General features: G+C 63.9%; 16 protein-coding genes. 13 read left to right on the forward strand and 3 right to left on the reverse strand.

The genetic code is table 11. The annotated features are described in order from the left end of the window. Nucleotides 1–224 precede the first annotated feature (224 nt). Both PVZ78_RS18135 and PVZ78_RS18140 read left to right on the forward strand, forming a co-directional pair. On the forward strand, nt 225–800 hold the full coding sequence (locus PVZ78_RS18135) for a PadR family transcriptional regulator (protein ID WP_028683298.1): 576 nt from the start codon (nt 225–227) through the stop codon (nt 798–800). Continuing rightward, nucleotides 797–1,582, forward strand: coding sequence for a siderophore-interacting protein (locus PVZ78_RS18140; RefSeq protein ID WP_273829021.1), 786 nt, complete (start codon nt 797–799; stop codon nt 1,580–1,582). The genes PVZ78_RS18135 and PVZ78_RS18140 overlap by 4 nt, the downstream gene beginning before the upstream one ends. Before the next feature lie 84 nt (nt 1,583–1,666). Here the strand turns inward: PVZ78_RS18140 and PVZ78_RS18145 are convergent, their stop codons facing one another. Then, entirely contained in the window at nt 1,667–2,326 is a 660-nt protein-coding gene (locus PVZ78_RS18145; RefSeq protein WP_038634841.1) for a Pr6Pr family membrane protein, read from the reverse strand. Between the two features lie 9 nt (nt 2,327–2,335). Then, a complete protein-coding gene (locus tag PVZ78_RS18150; protein ID WP_007923118.1) occupies nt 2,336–2,566 on the reverse strand; it encodes a VF530 family DNA-binding protein in 231 nt (76 codons plus the stop codon). A 351-nt stretch (nt 2,567–2,917) separates the two neighbouring features. Between PVZ78_RS18150 and PVZ78_RS18155 the strand changes: the two genes are divergently transcribed. The 6 genes from PVZ78_RS18155 (at nt 2,918) to PVZ78_RS18180 (ending at nt 11,991) form a co-directional block, all read left to right on the forward strand. Continuing rightward, nucleotides 2,918–4,957: a TonB-dependent receptor gene (locus PVZ78_RS18155; RefSeq protein ID WP_273829022.1), complete on the forward strand. Its 2,040-nt coding sequence runs from the start codon at nt 2,918–2,920 to the stop codon at nt 4,955–4,957. A 235-nt stretch (nt 4,958–5,192) separates the two neighbouring features. Beyond that, nucleotides 5,193–6,215, forward strand: coding sequence for a hypothetical protein (locus PVZ78_RS18160; RefSeq protein WP_273829023.1), 1,023 nt, complete (start codon nt 5,193–5,195; stop codon nt 6,213–6,215). A 324-nt stretch (nt 6,216–6,539) separates the two neighbouring features. Next, nucleotides 6,540–7,913, forward strand: coding sequence for a carbohydrate porin (locus tag PVZ78_RS18165; protein WP_009050605.1), 1,374 nt, complete (start codon nt 6,540–6,542; stop codon nt 7,911–7,913). A 127-nt stretch (nt 7,914–8,040) separates the two neighbouring features. After that, nucleotides 8,041–10,461 carry a glucose/quinate/shikimate family membrane-bound PQQ-dependent dehydrogenase gene (locus PVZ78_RS18170; protein WP_016703467.1) on the forward strand — a complete coding sequence of 807 codons (2,421 nt, stop codon included), beginning with the start codon at nt 8,041–8,043 and terminating at the stop codon, nt 10,459–10,461. A gap of 697 nt (nt 10,462–11,158) precedes the next feature. After that, nucleotides 11,159–11,479: a hypothetical protein gene (locus PVZ78_RS18175; protein WP_016703468.1), complete on the forward strand. Its 321-nt coding sequence runs from the start codon at nt 11,159–11,161 to the stop codon at nt 11,477–11,479. Nucleotides 11,480–11,697: 218 nt separating this feature from the next. Then, nucleotides 11,698–11,991: a hypothetical protein gene (locus tag PVZ78_RS18180; RefSeq protein WP_009050608.1), complete on the forward strand. Its 294-nt coding sequence runs from the start codon at nt 11,698–11,700 to the stop codon at nt 11,989–11,991. Nucleotides 11,992–12,092: 101 nt separating this feature from the next. On the opposite strand, the gene PVZ78_RS18185 is transcribed toward PVZ78_RS18180, so the two are convergent. Next, nucleotides 12,093–14,435 (reverse strand): putative bifunctional diguanylate cyclase/phosphodiesterase, encoded by a 2,343-nt coding sequence (locus PVZ78_RS18185; protein ID WP_273829024.1) that lies wholly within the window; start codon nt 14,433–14,435, stop codon nt 12,093–12,095. A 404-nt stretch (nt 14,436–14,839) separates the two neighbouring features. Between PVZ78_RS18185 and lon the strand changes: the two genes are divergently transcribed. From lon to cmoB, 5 genes are all read left to right on the forward strand, one after another. Further along, complete coding sequence (lon, locus tag PVZ78_RS18190) at nt 14,840–17,260, forward strand: endopeptidase La (protein WP_009050610.1); 2,421 nt, start codon at nt 14,840–14,842, stop codon at nt 17,258–17,260. 186 nt (nt 17,261–17,446) lie between these two features. After that, a complete protein-coding gene (locus tag PVZ78_RS18195; protein ID WP_009050611.1) occupies nt 17,447–17,839 on the forward strand; it encodes a protease inhibitor I42 family protein in 393 nt (130 codons plus the stop codon). A 1-nt stretch (nt 17,840) separates the two neighbouring features. Beyond that, a complete protein-coding gene (locus tag PVZ78_RS18200; RefSeq protein ID WP_273829025.1) occupies nt 17,841–18,476 on the forward strand; it encodes a lysoplasmalogenase in 636 nt (211 codons plus the stop codon). 289 nt (nt 18,477–18,765) lie between these two features. Beyond that, entirely contained in the window at nt 18,766–19,509 is a 744-nt protein-coding gene (gene cmoA / locus PVZ78_RS18205; RefSeq protein WP_009050613.1) for a carboxy-S-adenosyl-L-methionine synthase CmoA, read from the forward strand. Continuing rightward, nucleotides 19,506–20,462, forward strand: coding sequence for a tRNA 5-methoxyuridine(34)/uridine 5-oxyacetic acid(34) synthase CmoB (gene cmoB / locus PVZ78_RS18210; protein WP_097304916.1), 957 nt, complete (start codon nt 19,506–19,508; stop codon nt 20,460–20,462). Before cmoA ends, cmoB begins: the two co-directional genes overlap by 4 nt. Nucleotides 20,463–20,551 lie beyond the last annotated feature (89 nt).

Genomic DNA, 20,551 nt, shown 5'->3' on the forward strand with positions numbered 1-20,551 from the left:
CCCGTCGTCCAATAACCGCTGCCTGTAGCCGCTCTCCGCAGGAGGCGTGCTCTTGAGGCCCTCAAAAGGTCCTCCGGACCTTATCGCAGCCTTCGGCAGCGGCTACAAGAATGCTTCTCAACTCCATTCTCCGACAAACGGCAGGTCTGGCTGCCACGAAAGTACTTGCGCGGCATTTAAGATATATCTTAAGTTATGTCTTAACCAAACAGGAGAAAGAGAAAATGAGAGAACACCACCATCCCCACCGCGAGTACGGCGACGGCCACGACGGTTTCGAGAAACGCCCCGGGCGCGAACGCGGCGGCCGCGGCCCGCGGGTCTTCGCCCCCGGCGACCTGAAGCTGCTGTTGCTGGCGCTGATCGCCGAGCAGCCGTGCCACGGCTATGACCTGATCCGCCAGATCGAGGGCATGTTCGATGGCGCCTACAGCCCCAGCCCGGGCGTGATCTACCCGACCCTGACCTTCCTCGAAGAAAGCGAACTGATCAGCGGCGATGCCGAAGGCGGGAAAAAACGCTACAGCGTGACCGAGGCCGGTCGCCTGTCATTACAGGACCAGGCGATTGCCCTGGACGGCGTGCGCATGCGCATCGACGTCAGCAAACGCTCGCTGCGCGGCCATGATCGCCCGGCGGAAATCCACGAGGCGGTGCACAACCTGCGCCACGCCCTGCAGATGCACCACGGCCGCTGGAACCCGCAAGAAATCGTGCGGGTCCGCGACCTGCTGAACAACACCGCCCGCGCCATCGTCGACGGCCCGGCCACCCCTTCTACCCAGGAGTCAGCTGAATGAGCGCAGACAATTCGCCATCGATTCATCGGGTCAGCCACGAGATCAAACGCCGCCGCCTGGAAGTGCTGCGGGTGGTCGACCTGACCCCGCGCATGCGCCGCATCACCCTGGGCGGGCCGGAACTCGCGGGCTTCATCAGCCTGGGCAGCGACGATCATGTGAAGCTGCTGTTCCCGCAGAACGCCGAACAGCAGGCCGCCCTGGAAACCCTGGTACTGGGCCCGGGCAAGGACAACGGCGTGATGCCGGCCATGCGCGACTACACGCCACGGCGCTACGACCTGGATATCGGCGAGCTGGATATCGATTTTGTCCTGCACGGCGACGGCCCCGCCTCGACCTGGGCCGAACAGGCCAAGCCCGGTCAGTTCCTGCATATCGGCGGCCCCCGCGGCTCGATGATCGTGCCGGACATGTTCGACAGCTACCTGCTGATCGGCGACGAAACCGCACTGCCGGCCATTGCCCGGCGCCTGGAAGAGTTGCCGGCCGGGCGCCGGGTACTGGCGGTGATCGAGGTCCAGGACGCGGCCGAGCGGCAGGTGCTGGAGAGCGCGGCGCAGGTCGAGGTGATCTGGGTCGAACGCGACGGCGGCCAGCAGGACCTGTTCAGCACCGTGCGCGGGCTACAGATGCCGAGCGGCAAGCTGTACGCCTGGGTGGCCACGGAAAGCAAAGTCTCGCGGCAGATTCGCCGGGTGCTGCTGGACGAGCACCGACTCGACGACGCGTTCGTGAAGGCCGCCGGTTACTGGCGCCTGGACAGTAGCGAAGAAGAGTGACGGACTGCCCAGCCTCGCCCCTACAGACCTGCCTCTGTAGGAGCGAGGCTTGCCCGCGATGACGCCCTTCCAGTCACCGCATACTCAAGCCCGGCGACGCCCCAACCAACGATCCAGCCCGACAATCCCCAGCGCCACCAGCACAAACCCCGCCAGAATCCCCAACGCATTCACGAACGCCTGCGCGTAGCCCAGCTTGTCCACGTCGACAAAAGGATAGGGATACAGCCCCAGCACATGCCCGCGCAGCAGGACATAAGCGAAATACAGCAGCGGGTAGAGCATCCACCCGGCGACATGCCGCAACCCCAGGCGGCCCTTGGGCACGCAGCACCACCAGTAGACGAGAAACAGCAGCGGCATCACGTCGTGCAGCAACTCGTCCGCCACCAACTGCCAACCCTGGGGATGCCACAGATGACGCAGCAACAGGCTGTACGCCAGCCCCACCAGCAGAATGCTGACCGCGATACCGCTGCTGACCCAGGGTTGCAGGAAAAACCGCTGCCCCCGTGAGCTACGCAGGTTCAGGGCACAGGTCAGCACCACCGCCACCAGGGTGTTGGTGAGCACGGTGAAGAAACTGAAAAAGTTGATCAGCCCGCCCAGTAGGCTGGCGTCCACCGTCCAGCGCAGATGAAGAATCAGGTACAGCTGGATCGTCAGCCCCGCCCAGCCGAGCAACGCGGCCAGCGCAGTGAACAGCCGTTTGCCGCCTGAAGGAAAAACCGGCTCGACAGCCATCGAAGGTCCTTAGAGCGGGCGTTTGGTGCGCTGCAATTTCACGTACAGCTGCTCGACTTTCTCCCGCGCCCAGGGCGTCTTGCGCAAGAAGGTCAGGCTCGACTTGATGCTCGGGTCGCTCTTGAAGCAGCGGATATCGATGCGCTCGGCCAACCCCTGCCATTCGTAGTGTTCCACCAGCGCCTTGAGGATCTGTTCCAGGGTGACGCCGTGCAGCGGGTCGTTGTTCGTTGCAGTCATGCCGGGCCTTTGAGCAAGAGAAAAAAGGAAGTCGCGCACCTTAGCCGAGGGTTCGATCCGGTGGAAGGGCGAACACTCATCAACTGTAGCCGCTGCCGCAGGCTGCGATAGCGCCGAAGGCGCTCATGCACCTGAGATCGCCGCGAGCGCTCCGCTCGATCGCAGCCTGCGGCAGCGGCTACATCGGAACGAATGCCCCCCTCTCCTGAAAAAGTTCCTTCCTTTTCGCGCCAAGAGAGATGTTATATTGTATCAATACAAAACAAACCCCTGATCCAGACACCTCGCCGTGTCACGCCTGTTCTCTTTTGACTCAAAGCGCACAGCCCCGCGCTTGCCAAGGAATGACCGATGTCCCTCTCTGCCCACCGCCCTTCTCGCTCTCTACTCTGGCGCCTGACGCCGCTGTCCGCCGCCTTGCTGCTCGCTTCCCAGGCCCACGCCCTGGAGCTGCAACCGCAGGTCATCACCGCCAACCCGCTGGGCAGCCAGCAAACGGCGGCGCCGAGCACGGTGCTGGAAGGCGACGAGCTGACCCTGCAACAGCAAGGCAGCCTCGGCGAAACCCTGAATAAACAGCCGGGCGTGTCCTCGTCCTACTTCGGCCCGGGCGCCAGCCGGCCGATCATTCGCGGCCTGGATGGCGATCGCATTCGCCTGTTGCGCAACGGCGTCGGCGCCCTGGATGCGTCGTCGCTGTCCTACGACCACGCGGTGCCGCTGGACCCGGTCAACGTCGACCGTATCGAGATCGTCCGTGGCCCGGCTGCCCTGCTGTATGGCGGCAGCGCCATCGGCGGCGTGGTCAACACCTTCGACAACCGCATCCCCACCGAAGCCATCGAAGGCATCCACGGTGCCGGTGAATTGCGCTACGGCGGTGCCGACACCACCCGCAGCAGCGCGGGCAAACTGGAAGCCGGCAACGGCACCTTCGCCCTGCACCTGGACGCCAACTCGCGGCAGTTCAACGACCTGAAAATCCCCGGCTACGCCCGCAGCCGCCACGCCCCGCCGAGTGAAGACGGCAACGGCAAGAAAGGTCGCCTGGGCAACAGCGACGGTCGTCAGGACGGCGGCGCCATCGGCGGTTCCTACACCTGGGACGACGGTTACGCCGGGCTGTCCTACAGCAACTACGACTCCAACTACGGCTCGCCCGCCGAAGAGGACGTGCGCATCCGCATGAAGCAGGACCACTATGCCTTCGCCTCGGAACTGCGCAACCTCGACGGCCCTTTCAGCTCGCTGAAATTCGATGCCGGCTACACCGATTACGAGCACCGCGAAATCGAAGGCGGCGAGACTGGCACAATCTTCAAGAACAAGGGTTACGAAGCCCGTGTCGAAGCCCGTCACCAGCCCCTCGGCCCGCTCAATGGGGTGATTGGCACCCAGGTCAGCCGCAGCGAGTTTTCCGCGCTCGGCGAAGAGGCCTTCGTGCCCCAGACCGACACCGACAGCGCCGCACTGTTCATCCTCGAAGAGCTGCAGGCCACCGAACGCCTGAAACTCAGCCTCGGCGGACGCCTGGAACACACCCGCGTCGACCCGGACAGCAAAGGCAACGAACGCTTCAGCCAGGCCGACAGCTCCAGCAGCTTCACCGCCGGTAGCCTGTCGTCCGGCGCGGTCTATACCCTGACGCCGATCTGGTCCGTGGCCGCCACCCTGGGCTACACCGAACGCGCCCCGACCTTCTACGAGCTGTATGCCAACGGCGCCCACGTGGCCACCGGCACCTATGAAGTCGGCGACGCCAACCTGTCGAAGGAAAAAGCCGTGTCCAGCGACCTGGCCCTGCGTTTCGACAACGGCACCCACAAAGGCAGCGTCGGGGTGTTCTACAGCCACTTCTCCAACTACATCGGGCTGCTCGGCAGCGGCCGCACCCTCAACGATGAAGGCGAGGAAGACGCCGGCGGCATGCCGGAATACACCTACTCCGGGGTCCGCGCGCGGTTTACCGGTATCGAAGCGCAGGATCACTGGAAGCTCGGCGAAAGCGCCTACGGCAAGTTCGCCCTGGAACTGTCCGGCGACTACACCCGCGCCAAGAACCTGGACAACGGCGAAGCCCTGCCGCGCATCGCCCCGCTACGCCTGAACAGCGGCCTGCTGTGGGAACTGGATCGCTGGCAGGCGCGCATCGATGTCGAACACGCCGCCAGCCAGCGTCGCGTGCCGGACAACGAAAGCGGCACCGACGGCTACACCACCCTGGGCGCCAGCGCCGGCTACCACTTCGATATCGGCAGCAGCCAGTGGCTGGCCTTCGTCAAGGGCGAGAACCTGACCAACCAGACCGTGCGTTACGCCAGCTCGATCCTGCGCGACATCGCCCCGGCCCAGGGGCGCAGCATCGAGGTCGGTTTGCGCACCACCTTCTGAGTCCCCCCACAATCGCAGCCTTCGGGCTGCGATTTTCCTCTCCGCCCCCTCCCCCTCAGAACCTGACTCCCACGGCATTGCGCAATCCCCAGCCTGTACCGCCAGGCCGTGACCGGGCAAAATGCGCCGCTTTATCTTTCCAAGGTTGCGTACCTGTCATGACGGCCTGAAGCAGTGCCATCAACCCGTGACCTCCCGCAGAAACCGGATTTCCACCCAACAAAGGACTGACCCCTTGTTCAACCTCACACGCCCGTTCGCCGTGCTTTTGGCCCTCACCCTCTCGCTTGATGCTGTCGCACTGTCCCTTCATTCGGAAAAACGCGCAGATGGCACAACCGTGCTGCAGCTCACCAATGCCCCCGCGCCGGCACGACCACCGCAACTCAATGAAGACCCGGCGGTGCGCGCGGCCCTGATCGACTTCATCGGCTACGCCACCGGCAGCTTCACCAGCGACGGCTCCATGATCGTGACGCAAGTACTGGATTCCCTCGACTCAGAGTTCTCGACGTTCGAGAAAGGTGTACCTGCCGGACGCAAAATGCTCACGGCCATGGATCATGGTCACGGCTTTGAACGCGCCGCGCTGCTGTTGGACGACAAGGGGCAGTTGCTCGCCGTTGGGCTGGTGAATGGGCACTGCACCGTCAAATCCAGGGACGAAACCTTGTCCTGCAATCCGGCACCGGAAACCGTGCTGACCATCTTCCAGGCCAAAGACGCCAAGAAGAGTGACGCCGAGCCGATCATTGCCTGGAGCAAAGAGTTGCCGCCAATGGTCGCGTCTTGGGCCGAAAGTGAAGATCCCGAAACCCGTGCCCGGGCGCAAAAGATCTCCACCGTTGAATACATCACCACTGCACCGGAAAAAGACTCCTGGAACGCCTCACAACTGCCTGCCGACTTCCCGAAGGCGATGCTCGGGTTGCTACCTAAAAACTCCCACTTGGTGGGCGCAGGCGTCGATGGTTTCTTCATCACACCAGGCCTGAAAGGCGCGCCGATTTACGGCGACTACGACGAGATAGCGGGCAGGCCCCGGCATGATTTCGAGGTGCTATTGAAAACCTACGCGCCGTTCCCCGAGGTCGTGAAGTTTTACCAGGAGCAAGCCAAAGGCGCCGAGTTACGCGCAAACGATGAAAAAGCCCTGATTGACGGTGTGGCTGGCGGCGGTACTTACAAGATCGAGATCAAGGATGAAGAGGAAGAAGGAACATCCATCACGTTCTCCGGCTGGAGAAAAGAAGTCTGAAAGTCCTTAGTTGAACCCGCACAACAACAGGGGCGAGTTATTCAAAGTAGAACGACGTGCCCCCTGTTTGACCGAAAGAAGATTGACGGTAGTTTCGTGCCGAATACAAACGGCAGGAAAAAGCACACTGTTACCAAATTCGAAATGATTCATGTCACTAAAAGCGCTTTCTCTCCAAGAGGAGGCGCTTTATCCTTACGCCCCCAACGCTGAATCGTTTTTTTTCCTTAAAACAGTGGCTACCGCTTGCGACCCCTGAGGTTCGCAACGCGCGCTACCCCCTGTTTTTCTGACCTCTTATAAAAAGCCCTTACCTGACAACTTATGCCTAATTTCAAGCCCCTCAAAGACAGCGCTGTCTTGCACCCTACTGCCAGCCAGAAAGCCATGACCCTGCTCAGCGCCTTCGGCCTGGCCACTTGCGCCCAGGCCGCGCCGGCCTTCGACAGCGAGTCCCCCTGGATGCTCGGCGACTGGAACGGCAACCGCACCGAGCTGGCGAAAAAAGGCTACGACTTCAAGATCGACTTCGTCGGCGAAATGGGCGCCAACCTGCATGGCGGTTACGACCATGACCGCACCGCGCGCTTCAGCGACCAGTTCGCCTTCGGCAGCCACCTGGACCTGGGCAAGATCCTCGGCTGGAACGATGCCGAATTCCAACTGACCATCACCAAGCGTGACGGCGACAACATCAGCAACGACCGCATCAACGACCCGCGGGTCGGTGGCTTCACCTCGGCCCAGGAAGTCTGGGGCCGCGGCCAGACCTGGCGCCTGACGCAGATGTGGTACCAGCAGAAATTCTTCGACCAGAAACTCGATATCAAGGTCGGCCGGTTCGGCCAGGGCGAAGACTTCAACAGCTTCCCCTGCGACTTCCAGAACCTGGCGTTCTGCGGCTCCCAGGTCGGCAACTGGGCCGGCAGCGTCTGGTACAACTGGCCGGTCAGCCAATGGGCGCTGCGGGTCAAATATCACCTGACGCCTGAGCTCTACGCGCAGATCGGCGCCTATGAGCAGAACCCGTCCAACCTCGAACGCGGCAACGGCTTCAAGCTCAGCGGCAGCGGCACCCAGGGCACCCTGCTGCCGGTGGAGCTGGTGTGGACGCCGAAGCTCAACGGGCTGCCGGGTGAATACCGCGCCGGTTACTACTACAGCAGCGCCAAGGCCACTGACGTGTACAAGGACAGCAACGGTCAGCCGGCGGCCTTGAGCGGCGAGGCCTATCGCAGCAGTTCGAGCAAGCACGGCCTGTGGCTGGGCGCGCAACAGCAGATCACCAGCCTGGCCAGCGACCACTCGCGCGGCTTGAGCCTGTTCGCCAATGCGACGATGCACGACAAGAAGACCAACGCCATCGACAACTATGTCCAGGCCGGCCTGGTCTACAAGGGCCTGTTCGATGCGCGCGCCAAGGACGACATCGGCTTCGCCATGGCCCGGGTCCACGTCAACCCGGCCTACCGCAAGAACGCCGAAGCGACCAACCAGGCCAACCTCATCCAGGACTACGACAACCCGGCCTACCTGCCGCCCCAGGACACCGAATACAGCGCCGAGCTGTACTACGGCGTGCACGTCACCAACTGGCTGACCGTGCGCCCGAACCTGCAATACATCCGCCACCCGGGTGGCGTGGACAAGGTCGACGACGCGCTGATCGGCGGGATCAAGATCCAGAGCTCGTTCTGAGGCACGCCTGCGCGCCCAATCTGAATAAAACTGTTTTTCCCAAACACTGCTGAACCATGCCCGCGCCTGATCGTCATCTACAGTGAACAAGCGCGGGACTACCTTAAACGTCACGGAGAACCACACTATGAGCACTGATGGTGCTTCAAGTCCGAGCCGCCTGCTGCCGAGCCTGCTCGGTATCTTGCTGCTGCTAATGGGCCTGGCCATGCTGGCCGGGGGGATCAAGCTGAGCATGCTCGGCGGCTCGCTGTACTACCTGTTGGCCGGTATCGGCCTGATCGTCAGCGGCGTGCTGCTGCTGGCGGGGCGTAGTTCCGCGCTGCTCGTCTACGGGGTGGTGCTGTTCTTAAGCTCCGTCTGGGCACTGTGGGAAGTCGGCCTGGACTGGTGGCAACTGGTGCCACGCCTGTCGCTGTTCTTTGCCCTGGGTGTGGTTCTGCTGCTGCCATGGTTCCGTCGTCCGCTGCTGCGCAACGGCCCGGCGCCGCTGGGTACCGCGGTACTGGGCGTGGCCGTGGTCCTGGCCGGCGGTGCCGCGATCAACAGCCAGTTCACCAACCCGGGCGAGATCTCGGGCGAACTGGGCCGTGAAAGCGCCGACACCACCAGCGCCGCGCCGACCATGCCCGAAGGCGACTGGCAGGCGTATGGCCGCACCGAGTTCGGCGACCGCTACTCGCCGCTGACCCAGATCACGCCGGCCAACATCGGCAAGCTGCAGGAAGCCTGGCGCATCCGCACCGGCGACATGCCGACCGCCAAGGACCCGGTGGAAATCACCAACCAGAACACCCCGCTGAAGGTCAACGGCATGCTCTATGCCTGCACCGCCCACAGCCAGGTGCTGGCGCTGGACCCGGACACCGGCAAGGAAATCTGGCGTTTCGACCCGAAAATCCAGGGCCCGAACGGCGACGACTTCCGTGGCTGGGCGCACATGACCTGCCGCGGCGTGTCGTACTACGACGAAGCCAACTTCAACAAGTCCGATGCCATCAGCACCCCGGCCAGCCTCTCAGCCGCCGGCCAGGCCATCGCCGCCAGCTGCCCGCGTCGCCTGTTCCTGCCGACCGCCGACGCACGCCTGATCGCGATCAACGCCGACACCGGCAAGGTCTGCGAAGACTTCGGCAACAAAGGCGCGGTGGACCTCAAGGCCGGTATCGGCCCGTTCACCCCGGGCGGCTACTACTCGACGTCGCCGGCCGCCATCACCCGTAACCTGGTGATCATCGGCGGCCACGTGACCGACAACGAGTCGACCAACGAACCGTCCGGCGTGATCCGCGCCTTCGACGTGCACGACGGTCACCTGGTGTGGAACTGGGACGCCGGCAACCCCGACGTAACCACTCCGCTGCCGGAAGGCCAGACCTACACCCGCAACTCGCCGAACATGTGGTCCCTGGCCAGCGTCGACGAGAAGCTGGGCCTGGTCTATCTGCCGCTGGGCAACCAGATGCCTGACCAGTGGGGCGGCAACCGCACCGCGGGCGCCGAGAAATTCAGCGCCGGCACCGTGGCCCTGGACATCGACACCGGCAAGCTGCGCTGGAACTACCAGTTCACCCACCATGACCTGTGGGACATGGACGTGGGCAGCCAGCCGACCCTGGTGGACATGAAGACCGCGGACGGCATCAAGCCGGCGCTGATCCAGCCGACCAAGCAAGGCAGCCTGTACGTGCTGGACCGTCGCGACGGCACCCCGATCGTGCCGATCCAGGAAGTACCGGCTCCGGCCGGTGCGGTCGAAGGCGACCACACCGCGCCGACCCAGGCCCGTTCGGACCTGAACCTGCTGCCACCGCCGCTGGAAGAAAAAGGCATGTGGGGCGCCACGCCGTTCGACCAGATGCTGTGCCGCATCCAGTTCAAGGAACTGCGCTACGAAGGCCAGTACACCCCGCCATCGATCCAGGGCAGCCTGATCTACCCGGGTAACGTCGGTGTGTTCAACTGGGGCAGCGTATCGATCGACCCGGTCCGTCACCTGCTGTTCACCAGCCCGAACTACATGGCCTTCGTTTCCAAGCTGGTGCCGCGCGCCGAAGTCGCCGCCGGCAGCAAGCGCGAAAGCGAAACCTCCGGTGTGCAACCCAACACCGGCGCGCCGTACGCGGTGATCATGCATCCGTTCATGTCGCCGTTCGGCGTACCTTGCCAGGCCCCGGCCTGGGGCTACGTGGCCGGTATCGACCTGACCACCAACAAAGTGGTGTGGAAGCACAAGAACGGCACCAGCCGCGACAGCTCGCCAGTACCGATCGGCTTGCCCATCGGCGTGCCAAGCATGGGCGGCTCGATGGTTACTGCCGGCGGCGTGGGCTTCCTCAGCGGTACCCTGGACCAGTACATCCGCGGTTATGACGTGAACAACGGCAAGGAACTGTGGAAATCCCGCCTGCCAGCAGGCGGCCAGGCCACGCCGATGAGCTACACCGGCAAGGATGGCAAACAGTACGTGCTGGTGGTCGTGGGTGGCCACGGCTCGCTGGGCACCAAGATGGGCGACTACATCATCGCCTACAAACTGTCGGAATAAGCGTTACCGGCGGTGAATGAAAAGGCGGCTACCTGCGGGTAGCCGCCTTTTTTTGTGGATGGCGTTTGCGGGGAGTTTCTTCAGCCTTTCATTTTTGTGTTGCCTGGCCTGACGTCATCGCGAGCAAGCTTCGCTCCTACAGAAGCAGGATCGCTGCGTTCCGCTTTACGCTTCCGTAGGAGCGAGGCTTGCCCGCGATAAGGCCCGCCAGGCAACAGAGATCCATGTAGCCGCTGCCGCAGGCTGCGATCGACCGGCACGGTCGCGGCGTTCTGAAGACTGCTGAAGGTTCGGCGGGAGATCGGGAACCAAGGCCCTGCGGGCCTTATCGCAGCCTCGCGGGCTCGGCAGCGGCTACAGGCCAATGTCGATCCGAGATGGGGGTGGCAGTGGCAACAGCGAAAATTCCTACAACACGCGTCGACTCCCATCACCTTGTCCCACCGGGCCCCGGACTCTATGGTTTGGCCTGTCACTGCAAACTCAGTGACAGGGTGTGGAAGCCCTTATATCGTTAGGCGCGCAAAGCAACGTGAGTCAGGCGTTTTTCGCCTGCACTTTATGGCGGCTGTGCGTGGGGCACTCTCGAGTGCGCCGGGTGCCTAACGTCCCGGTCTTCCACACCTGCGTACAGCCGCCACCTGATTACGTGGAAGTGATTTCTGGCGACTCCGACTCATACGTTAGGAACAGACCAATGAAAAAACTCACTCCCGATCCACCCGCGATCTTCGACGACACCAAACCCCGCCGCTACATGGCCCTGACCAGCAACGACTGCACCATCCCCGCCTTGCTGATCGACACCGAGGCGCCGCTGGATGTGTTGCACGAAGCCGCCGCCCACCGCATCCGTGCGGCGATCCAGCTGCTGGAAAACATCGCCAGCGACGCCAACCTGCACAGCAACCCGGCGCTGCTCCAGGATTTCGCCCAGCTCTGCGTCATCCCCCTGCGCGATGGCTGCGACCTGCTGGACGTACTCGGCCGGCGCCTGCAGGAACAACTGCTGAGCTGAACCTCGATCCGGGGCCGGCGACCGCCAGCCGGCCCTGCGCCGACGCTATCCTCAACCCGGCCATTGCAAAGGGACATTAGCCCATCTGTGCTAATCGACCCTCCCCTACCCCGGCGATATAGTGCCAACCACTCACTCGCTCTTCTCAACACCGCCGCTCTGCGGTGTCGGGGTCGGCTGCGCCGTAGAAAACACAACAACGCCAAGGAAGAATCACCATGAACCTCCACCCCACTGCTCGCCCCCTCGCCCTGCTCAGCCTCCTGGCACTCGCCCTGGGCGGTTGCGCCATTGCCAAACCCAGCAACGACGACCTCAAGAACCGCGCCCAGACCACCCTCGGCAAACCCGTGACCACGGTCTCCAATGTGCGTAGCGACGCGTCCCAGACCTACTTCACCGCCAGCACCAGCAACGGCGAATACAATTGCGTATTGCCCAGTGGCGGCATGGTCGCCTTCGCCTCCATGGGCGGCGTCGTAGCGCTCCCCGCCGAGTGCACCAAGCAGTAAGCCGCGGCCCATCGTCGATGGTTCATGGCGACCACTTCACACTGTGAAACAGGGCCTGCGGATGTCCGGCCACAGCACCCGGAGCGGCCACGCGGCGCTGCTCAGCTGGAAATCCGCGACTTCAACAGCCAGGCCTCGAAGGCCGCGGCGCTGAGCGGCCGGCTGATCAGGTAGCCCTGGGCCGTGTCGCAGTGCCAGCGCTCCAGCAGGCGCAGGCTGCGTTCCTGCTCCACCCCTTCGGCCACCACCTTGAGCCCCAGGTTGTGGCTCATCTCGATGGTGGAGCGCACGATCACCGCGTCGCCGCTGGTTTCGTCGAGGTTACGGATAAACGACTGGTCGATCTTCAGCTCCTGCACCGGCAGCCGCTGCAATTGCGCCAGCGACGAATAGCCGGTGCCGAAGTCGTCCACCGATAGGCTGATGCCGCAGTCGCGCAGGCTCTGCAACACCTCCAGCGCCTGCTCCGGGTGGCGCATGATGGCGCTCTCGGTGATCTCGAAAATCAGCTGCTCGGCGGACAGTCGATAACGTTGCAGCAACACGCTCACCCGCGCCGCCAGGTCGTGGCCATGCAGATCGTCCGCCGAGATGTTCAGCGACAACTGCAAATGCAGCCCACGCATGTTCCATTCGGCCAGTTGCCGCATGCCTTCCTCGATCACCCACAGGGTCAGGCTGTTCATGCTGCCGGTGCGCTCGGCCAGGGGGATGAACTCCGCCGGCGAGACCATGCCGAACTCCGGGTGCTGCCAGCGCAGCAAGGCTTCGGCCTGGTGCACATGGCCATGGCGCAGGTCGAGCTTGGGCTGGTACAGCAAGAACAGCTCGCCTTCCGCCGCGGCCCGGCGCAGGTCGCGGATCAGCCCGATCTGGCGCTGATGGGCCAGGTCGCGATCCTGCTGGTAGATCTGCAGGTAACCGGGCTGGGCGGCCGCGTCGTGGCGGGCGATGGCGGCGCGGCTGATCAGTTCTTCCGCCGACTGCCCGTCGGTGGGATAGACCGCCACGCCGATGCACACCTGGCGCTGCACTTCATCGCCATGGATGGTCTGCGGCCGGCTCAATAGCGCGTGGAGCCGATCGGCCATGGCCACCGCGCCATCGATCTCGGTGTTTTCCAGCAGCAACAGGAACTCATTGGCGGTGATCCGTGCCGCGGTGTCCCCGGTGGACACCGTCTCCGACAGCCGCCGGCTGACTTCGCGCATCATCTGCTCCACCCCTTCCGGGCCCAGGCCTTCGTTGATCGCCCGATAGTCCTCGATACCCAGGTACAGCAGCACCACCTTGCGCCCGGCGCTGATGGCATTGCTCAGGCGCTCCATGGCCAGCGCCCGGTTGGGCAGGCCGGTCAAGGGATCGTGCAGGGCGTTGTGGGCCAGTTGCAGCTCGCGGCTGGCAATCCCGCTCTGCATGGCGTTGATCGCCTCGGCCAGCAAACCGAACTCGTCGGTGCGCTTGAGCACCACCGGCACCTGGTAGTTGCCGGTGCCGATGCGTTGGGCAGCCTCGGCCAGCACATTCAGCGGCCGCGACACCCGCCGCGCCATGAACAGGGCGCCGGCCAGCGACACCACCAGTGCTGCCAGGGCGATCGCCAGGAATTCCCGGTCCAGCGGCGCGAAAGCCTGCAAGGCGTGATCCAGCGGGCTTTGCAGCAACGCCAGGACCTTGGGGTCGTCGGGATCGTCGGTGTTGGCCAGTTGCAAGGCCTGATTGAGAAAGCGCTTGCCGTGGGCATCGCTCAACTGCGGTAGCGCGCGCCAGGACGAGTTGCGCAGGGTGGTGATGATGGTGGCCCAGAAAATGTCCGGCTGAGTGCTGAACAGTTCCCCGGCGCGCCCGTCCTGCAGAGTGAGGAAAGACACTTCCAGGTTGCTCATGGAGCGCAGTTCGCTGGCGAACAGGTCGTCCATGCGAAACGCCATGACCACCCGGTTCATGTGCATCGGCGTCAGCACCTGCCCCTGGACCAGCAGATAAGGCTGGCCCTTGAGCGCGACGATCAACATGCTTTTGTTCTGCCGCAGGGCCATGCGCAGCGCGCGGTCGTAAGGGAAATGCTCGTGCTCGGTGATCGCCCCCAGGGTGCTGGCGATCACCGTGCCTTCGGCGCCGAGCACGAACAGCTCGCTGCCGCGGGTGCCGGTGCCGTGCTGACGCAGCGCCTCGAGAATCGCCTGGGAGTCGCCGCTGATCACCGCCTCGCGAAACTGCGCATCCACCACCAGCCAGTCCACGCCATAACGCAAGCGCCGGCCGCGCAGTTCGAGCAGGCGTTCGAAGACCCGGGTGCCGGTTTGCAGCTGCACTTGCGCCTGGTTTTCCACTGCATGGTTGGTCGCGGCCTTGACGGCGAAGTACACCACCCCGATCACGATCAACAGCAACAACGCCAATACCCCAGTGATCCTTACCTGGAACGTATGGCGCCACTTCATGAGCCGGCTCTCGTCGCCGCGACCTCACTGTTGTCGACTCTGCACACCCACGGCGACACCCGCCGCTCCCCGCTGAAAAGTCCCTTGATCATTACGCGTCCCTCTGGGCAGCTAAAGATGCGTCAAATAAATGCCATTTCCCTGACAGCATTTAATCGGTCCAGATTAGACCGCCAAGACAAGAAGATCACGCAATAAAATCAGGGGGTTTACAATGTCATTTTTCTGTCGCCGCCAATTTACCAGCGTTCCTGCGCAGAAATGACAGCCTCGCCCTCGCCGTTTTGGAGGATGCACCGCGTCGCGGCGACAAGGACTGAAATAATTGATCCGGCCCGCCCGCCATTGAAACCGCTCGTCACCTGCCCCATCTAACCTGGCATACCCCATTGCGCAGGTGCCCCATGAGCGACCAGCAAGAACTTCCTGAAACCATGAGTGAATACGCCGACCCGGAAAACGCCGAACTCCATACATCCTCCGGCAAGGGTCTGGCCCTGCCCGGGCAGAATCTGCCGGACAAGGTCTACATCATCCCGATCCACAATCGGCCGTTCTTCCCCGCGCAAGTCTTGCCGGTGATCGTCAACGAAGAACCCTGGGCCGAAACCCTGGAATTGGTGAGCAAGTCCGAACACCATTCGCTGGCGCTGTTCTTCATGGACACCCCACCGGAAGACCCACGGCATTTCGACACCTCGGCCCTGCCGCTGTACGGCACCCTAGTCAAGGTGCACCACGCCAGCCGCGAAAACGGCAAGTTGCAGTTCGTCGCCCAGGGCCTGACCCGCGTACGCATCCGCACCTGGCTCAAGCACCATCGCCCACCGTACCTGGTGGAGGTCGAGTACCCGCACCAGCCGAGCGAGCCGACCGACGAGGTCAAGGCCTACGGCATGGCGCTGATCAACGCGATCAAGGAACTGCTGCCGCTCAACCCGCTGTACAGCGAAGAGCTGAAGAACTACCTCAACCGCTTCAGCCCCAACGACCCGTCGCCGCTGACCGACTTCGCCGCCGCGCTGACCTCGGCCACCGGCAACGAACTGCAGGAAGTGCTGGACTGCGTACCGATGCTCAAGCGCATGGAAAAAGTCCTGCCGATGCTGCGCAAGGAAGTCGAGGTCGCGCGCCTGCAGAAAGAGATTTCCGCCGAGGTCAATCGCAAGATCGGCGAGCATCAGCGCGAGTTCTTCCTCAAGGAACAGCTCAAGGTCATCCAGCAGGAGCTGGGTCTGACCAAGGACGATCGCAGCGCCGACATCGAGCAGTTCGAGCAGCGCCTGGCAGGCAAGGTCCTGCCGCCCCAGGCCCAGAAGCGCATCGTGGAAGAGATGAATAAACTGTCGATCCTCGAGACCGGCTCGCCGGAGTACGCGGTCACCCGCAACTACCTGGAATGGGCCACCGCGGTGCCCTGGGGCGTGTACGGCGAGGACAAGCTCGACCTCAAGCATGCGCGCAAGGTGCTGGACCAGCATCACGCCGGGCTCGACGACATCAAGAGCCGGATCCTCGAATTCCTCGCGGTCGGCGCCTACAAGGGCGAGATCAGCGGTTCCATCGTACTGCTGGTGGGCCCGCCCGGCGTGGGCAAGACCAGCGTCGGCAAGTCCATCGCCGAGTCCCTGGGCCGGCCGTTCTACCGCTTCAGCGTCGGCGGCATGCGTGACGAGGCCGAGATCAAGGGCCACCGCCGCACCTACATCGGCGCCCTGCCGGGCAAGCTGGTGCAGGCGTTGAAAGACGTCGAAGTGATGAACCCGGTGATCATGCTCGACGAGATCGACAAGATGGGCCAGAGCTACCAGGGCGACCCGGCCTCGGCGCTGCTGGAAACCCTCGACCCGGAACAGAACGTGGAATTTCTCGACCACTACCTGGACCTGCGCCTGGACCTGTCGAAAGTGCTGTTCGTGTGCACCGCCAACACCCTGGATTCGATTCCCGGCCCGTTGCTGGACCGGATGGAAGTGATTCGCCTGTCGGGCTACATCACCGAGGAAAAACTGGCCATCGCCAAGCGCCACCTGTGGCCCAAGCAGCTGGAAAAGGCCGGTGTGTCCAAGGCCCACCTGAGCATCAGCGACGCCGCCCTGCGCGCGGTGATCGATGGTTACGCCCGCGAGGCCGGGGTGCGCCAGCTGGAAAAACAGCTGGGCAAACTGGTGCGCAAGGCCGTGGTGCGGCTGCTGGAAGATCCGGATGCGGTGATCAAGCTCGGCACCAAGGACCTGGAAGCCTCCCTGGGCATGCCGGTGTTCCGCAACGAGCAGGTGCTCAGCGGCACCGGGGTGATCACCGGCCTGGCCTGGACCAGCCTGGGCGGCGCCACGCTGCCGATCGAAGCCACGCGGATTCATACCCTCAACCGTGGTTTCAAGCTCACCGGGCAACTGGGGGATGTGATGAAGGAGTCGGCGGAAATCGCCTACAGCTACGTCACCTCGCACCTCAAGCAGTTCGGTGGCGATGCGAAGTTCTTCGACGAGGCGTTCGTCCACCTGCACGTGCCGGAAGGCGCCACGCCGAAGGATGGCCCGAGCGCCGGGGTGACCATGGCCAGCGCCCTGCTGTCCCTGGCGCGTAACCAGCCGCCGAAAAAGGGCGTGGCCATGACCGGCGAGCTGACCCTGACCGGGCATGTCCTGCCCATCGGCGGGGTGCGCGAGAAAGTCATCGCGGCGCGCCGGCAGAAGCTCTACGAGCTGATCCTGCCGGAAGCCAACCGCGGCCACTTCGAAGAGCTGCCGGACTACCTCAAGGAAGGCATCACCGTGCACTTCGCCAAGCGTTTCGCCGATGTGGCGAAAGTGCTGTTCTAAACGCAGACCTGTAGGAGCGGAGCTTGCTCGCGATAGCCGCACAGCGGCGGTGTATCCGCCGCCCAGCGCTATCCTTGATGGCTTATCGCGAACAAGCTCGCTCCTACAACGTCTCGCCTACCCCACCACAGATTCCCCCATCTTCGGTTATGCTCGCCCTTTGTCATGACCGGAGCTTTCTGACCCATGTCACCGATTCGTCTGTTGCTACCCCTCAGCCTTGCCCTGCTCGCCGCCTGCGCCAGCCAACCCAAGCAAAACGTCACGGTCGAGAACCAGAGCGAATGCCCAGTGCAACTGAGCAACGGGCAAAACCTGATCCTGACCCTGCCGAGCAACCCGACCACGGGTTATCGCTGGGCGATCCAGGACTCGGCCGGCGGCGTGCTGCGCAAAGTCAGCCCCGAGGTCTACAGCAATCCCGAAGACAGCGGCCTAGTGGGCAGCGCCGGCCAGTCCACCTGGCGCTTCCAGGCTTTTGCCGCCGGCACCGGGCGCCTGCTGCTGACCTATCAGCAACCCTGGGCCCCGGAAGTCGCACCGGTGAAAGCCTTCGACTGCGCCATTTCGGTCAAGTGACATGGGCTGGCTGATCCTGGCGCTGATGGGCGCGGCGACCTTCCTCTACGGCCTGAGCATCCACGCCACCCTGTTGTGCCTGCTGGTCAAGCCGCTGCCGGTGCTGGCCCTGCTCGGCTGGCTGCACGATGCACCTCCCGGCGACTATCGCCGCTGGATCAGCCTCGGCCTGTTGTTCTCCCTGCTCGGCGATGTGCTACTGGCCTGGCCCGCCGACCTGTTCGTGTTCGGCCTCGGCGCCTTCCTGGTTGCGCACCTGGCCTATCTCAAGGCCTATACCAGCGATTGCCGGCGCCTGGCGCCCGTGCCCCTGCTGCTGGCCCTGGTCGCCGGCGCGGCGTTGCTGGGCCTTCTGATCAGCCATGGCCTGGGCCCGTTGCTGGTGCCGGTGATCGTCTACGGCCTGGTCATCAGTGCCATGCTCTGGCGCGCCCTGGCCCGCCTGGGCAGCGACGTGCCCAAGCGCTCGGCGCAACTGGCCGCCGCCGGCGCCGTGGCCTTCGTGTTCTCCGACAGCGTGATCGGCATCAGCCGTTTTGTGGTGGCCTTCGATGCCGCGCCCTACCTGATCATCCTCAGTTACTGGCTGGGGCAATGGGGGATCGCGGCCTCGGCCTTCCGCCAGAAGCCCCGCTGAGCCCTGTAGCCGCTGCCGAGCTTGCGAGGCTGCGATCGGTCTGGGCGGCATTCCGACGAAGCGGCCGTAAAACCGGCCACCGCGGTCCTTCAGATACCCCCCCTGCACAGGCTTGGCGAGGACTGCGTCCTCATGCGCAGCCTCGCAAGCTCGGCAGCGGCTACAGGGTCACAGGCGGGCATCCACCTTGTGTCGCCCTTACGGCCCCAAAGGCCCTTCGGGCCTTATCGCAGCCTGCGGCAGCGGCTACAATGCCGGCCCTCTTTCTATCTCCACCGCTGGAACCGCCGTGAGCAAAGAACCCGACCGCCTTTTCGCCCAGCCCCTGGCCCAGGTGCCCGACTTCGCCTTCAACGAAGACGTGGTGCGGGTGTTCCCGGACATGATCAAGCGCTCGGTGCCGGGTTACCCGACCATTGTCGAGAACCTCGGCGTGCTCGCCGCCCAGTTCGCCCAACCCAACAGCGTGCTCTACGACCTGGGCTCGTCCCTCGGCGCCGTGACCCAGGCCCTGCGCCGCCATGTGCGCACCGACGGCTGCCGGGTGATCGCGGTGGATAACTCGGCGGCCATGGTCGAGCGCTGCCGCGAGTACCTCAACGGCCAGGACTCGATGTTCCAGGAGCTGCTGCCGGTCGAAGTGATCGAAGGCGACATCCTCGCCCTGGAGTTCCAGCCGGCCTCGGTGGTGGCGCTGAACTTCACCCTGCAGTTCATCGCCCCCGAACAGCGCCTGGCCCTGCTCGGGCGTATTCGCCAGGCGCTGCTGCCCGGTGGCGCGCTGATCCTCTCGGAGAAGCTGCGCTTCAATGACCCCGAGGAGCATGCGCTGCTCACCGACCTGCACATCGCCTTCAAGCGCGCCAACGGCTACAGCGAACTGGAAATCGCCCAGAAACGCAGCGCCATCGAAAACGTCATGAAGCCCGACAGCCTCGAAGAACACCGCGAACGCCTGCTGGCCGCCGGGTTCTCGAAAGTCGTGCCGTGGTTCCAGTGTCTTAACTTTGCCTCGTTGATTGCCTTGCCATGATCGATCTGTCCCCCCTCGCCCGCCGCCTGGCCGGTACGCCGCTGGCCGACTGGGCCAACACCCTGCAAGCGCAACTCGACACCAAGATGGAAAAGGGCCACGGCGACCTGGAGCGCTGGCAGAGCGCGCTGGACGCGCTGCCGAAGATCCAGCCGAGCACCATCGACCTGCTCAACGGCCTGACCCTGGACACCGACTGCGACGACGCCACCCGCGCCCAGATGCGCACCGCGCTGATGGGCCTGTCGCCCTGGCGCAAAGGCCCGTTCGACCTGTTCGGCGTGCACGTGGACACCGAATGGCGCTCGGACTGGAAGTGGTCGCGGGTCGCTCCGCACCTGAACCTGCAAGGCAAGCGCATCCTCGATGTCGGCTGCGGCAACGGCTACTACATGTGGCGCATGCTCGGCGCCGGCGCCCACAGCGTGATCGGTGTCGACCCGAACTGGCTGTTCTTCTGCCAGTTCCAGGCGGTGCAGCGTTACCTGTCGGAGCCCGCGGTGTGGCACCTGCCGTTCCCGTTCGAGGACCTGCCGGCCAACCTGGAAGGCTTCGACACGGTGTTTTCCATGGGCGTGTTCTACCACCGCCGCTCGCCGATCGAGCATCTGCTGGCGCTCAAGGACTGCCTGGTCAAGGGCGGCGAACTGGTGCTGGAAACCCTGGTGGTGGAAGGCGACCAGCATCAGGTGCTGGTGCCGGAAGACCGCTACGCGCAGATGCGTAACGTGTGGTTCCTGCCGTCGGTACCGGCCCTGGAACTCTGGCTGCGCCGCGCCGGTTTCAGCGATGTGCGTTGCGTGGATGTAAGCGTGACCAGCGTCGAGGAACAGCGCGGCACCGAGTGGATGAAGTACCAGTCGCTGAGCGACTTCCTCGACCCGAACGACCACAGCAAGACCATCGAAGGCCTGCCGGCGCCGATGCGCGCGGTGATTGTCGCCAGGAAATAAATGCCCCACACCGTGTAGGAGCGAGGCTTGCCCGCGATAGCGATTTCAAGCGTCACGCCAGGTTCGAGGTATGCATGGCCCGGGCTGGC

The organism is Pseudomonas sp. SBT1-2, from assembly GCF_028640875.1.
In the GTDB taxonomy this organism is placed as follows: domain Bacteria; phylum Pseudomonadota; class Gammaproteobacteria; order Pseudomonadales; family Pseudomonadaceae; genus Aquipseudomonas; species Aquipseudomonas chlororaphis_I.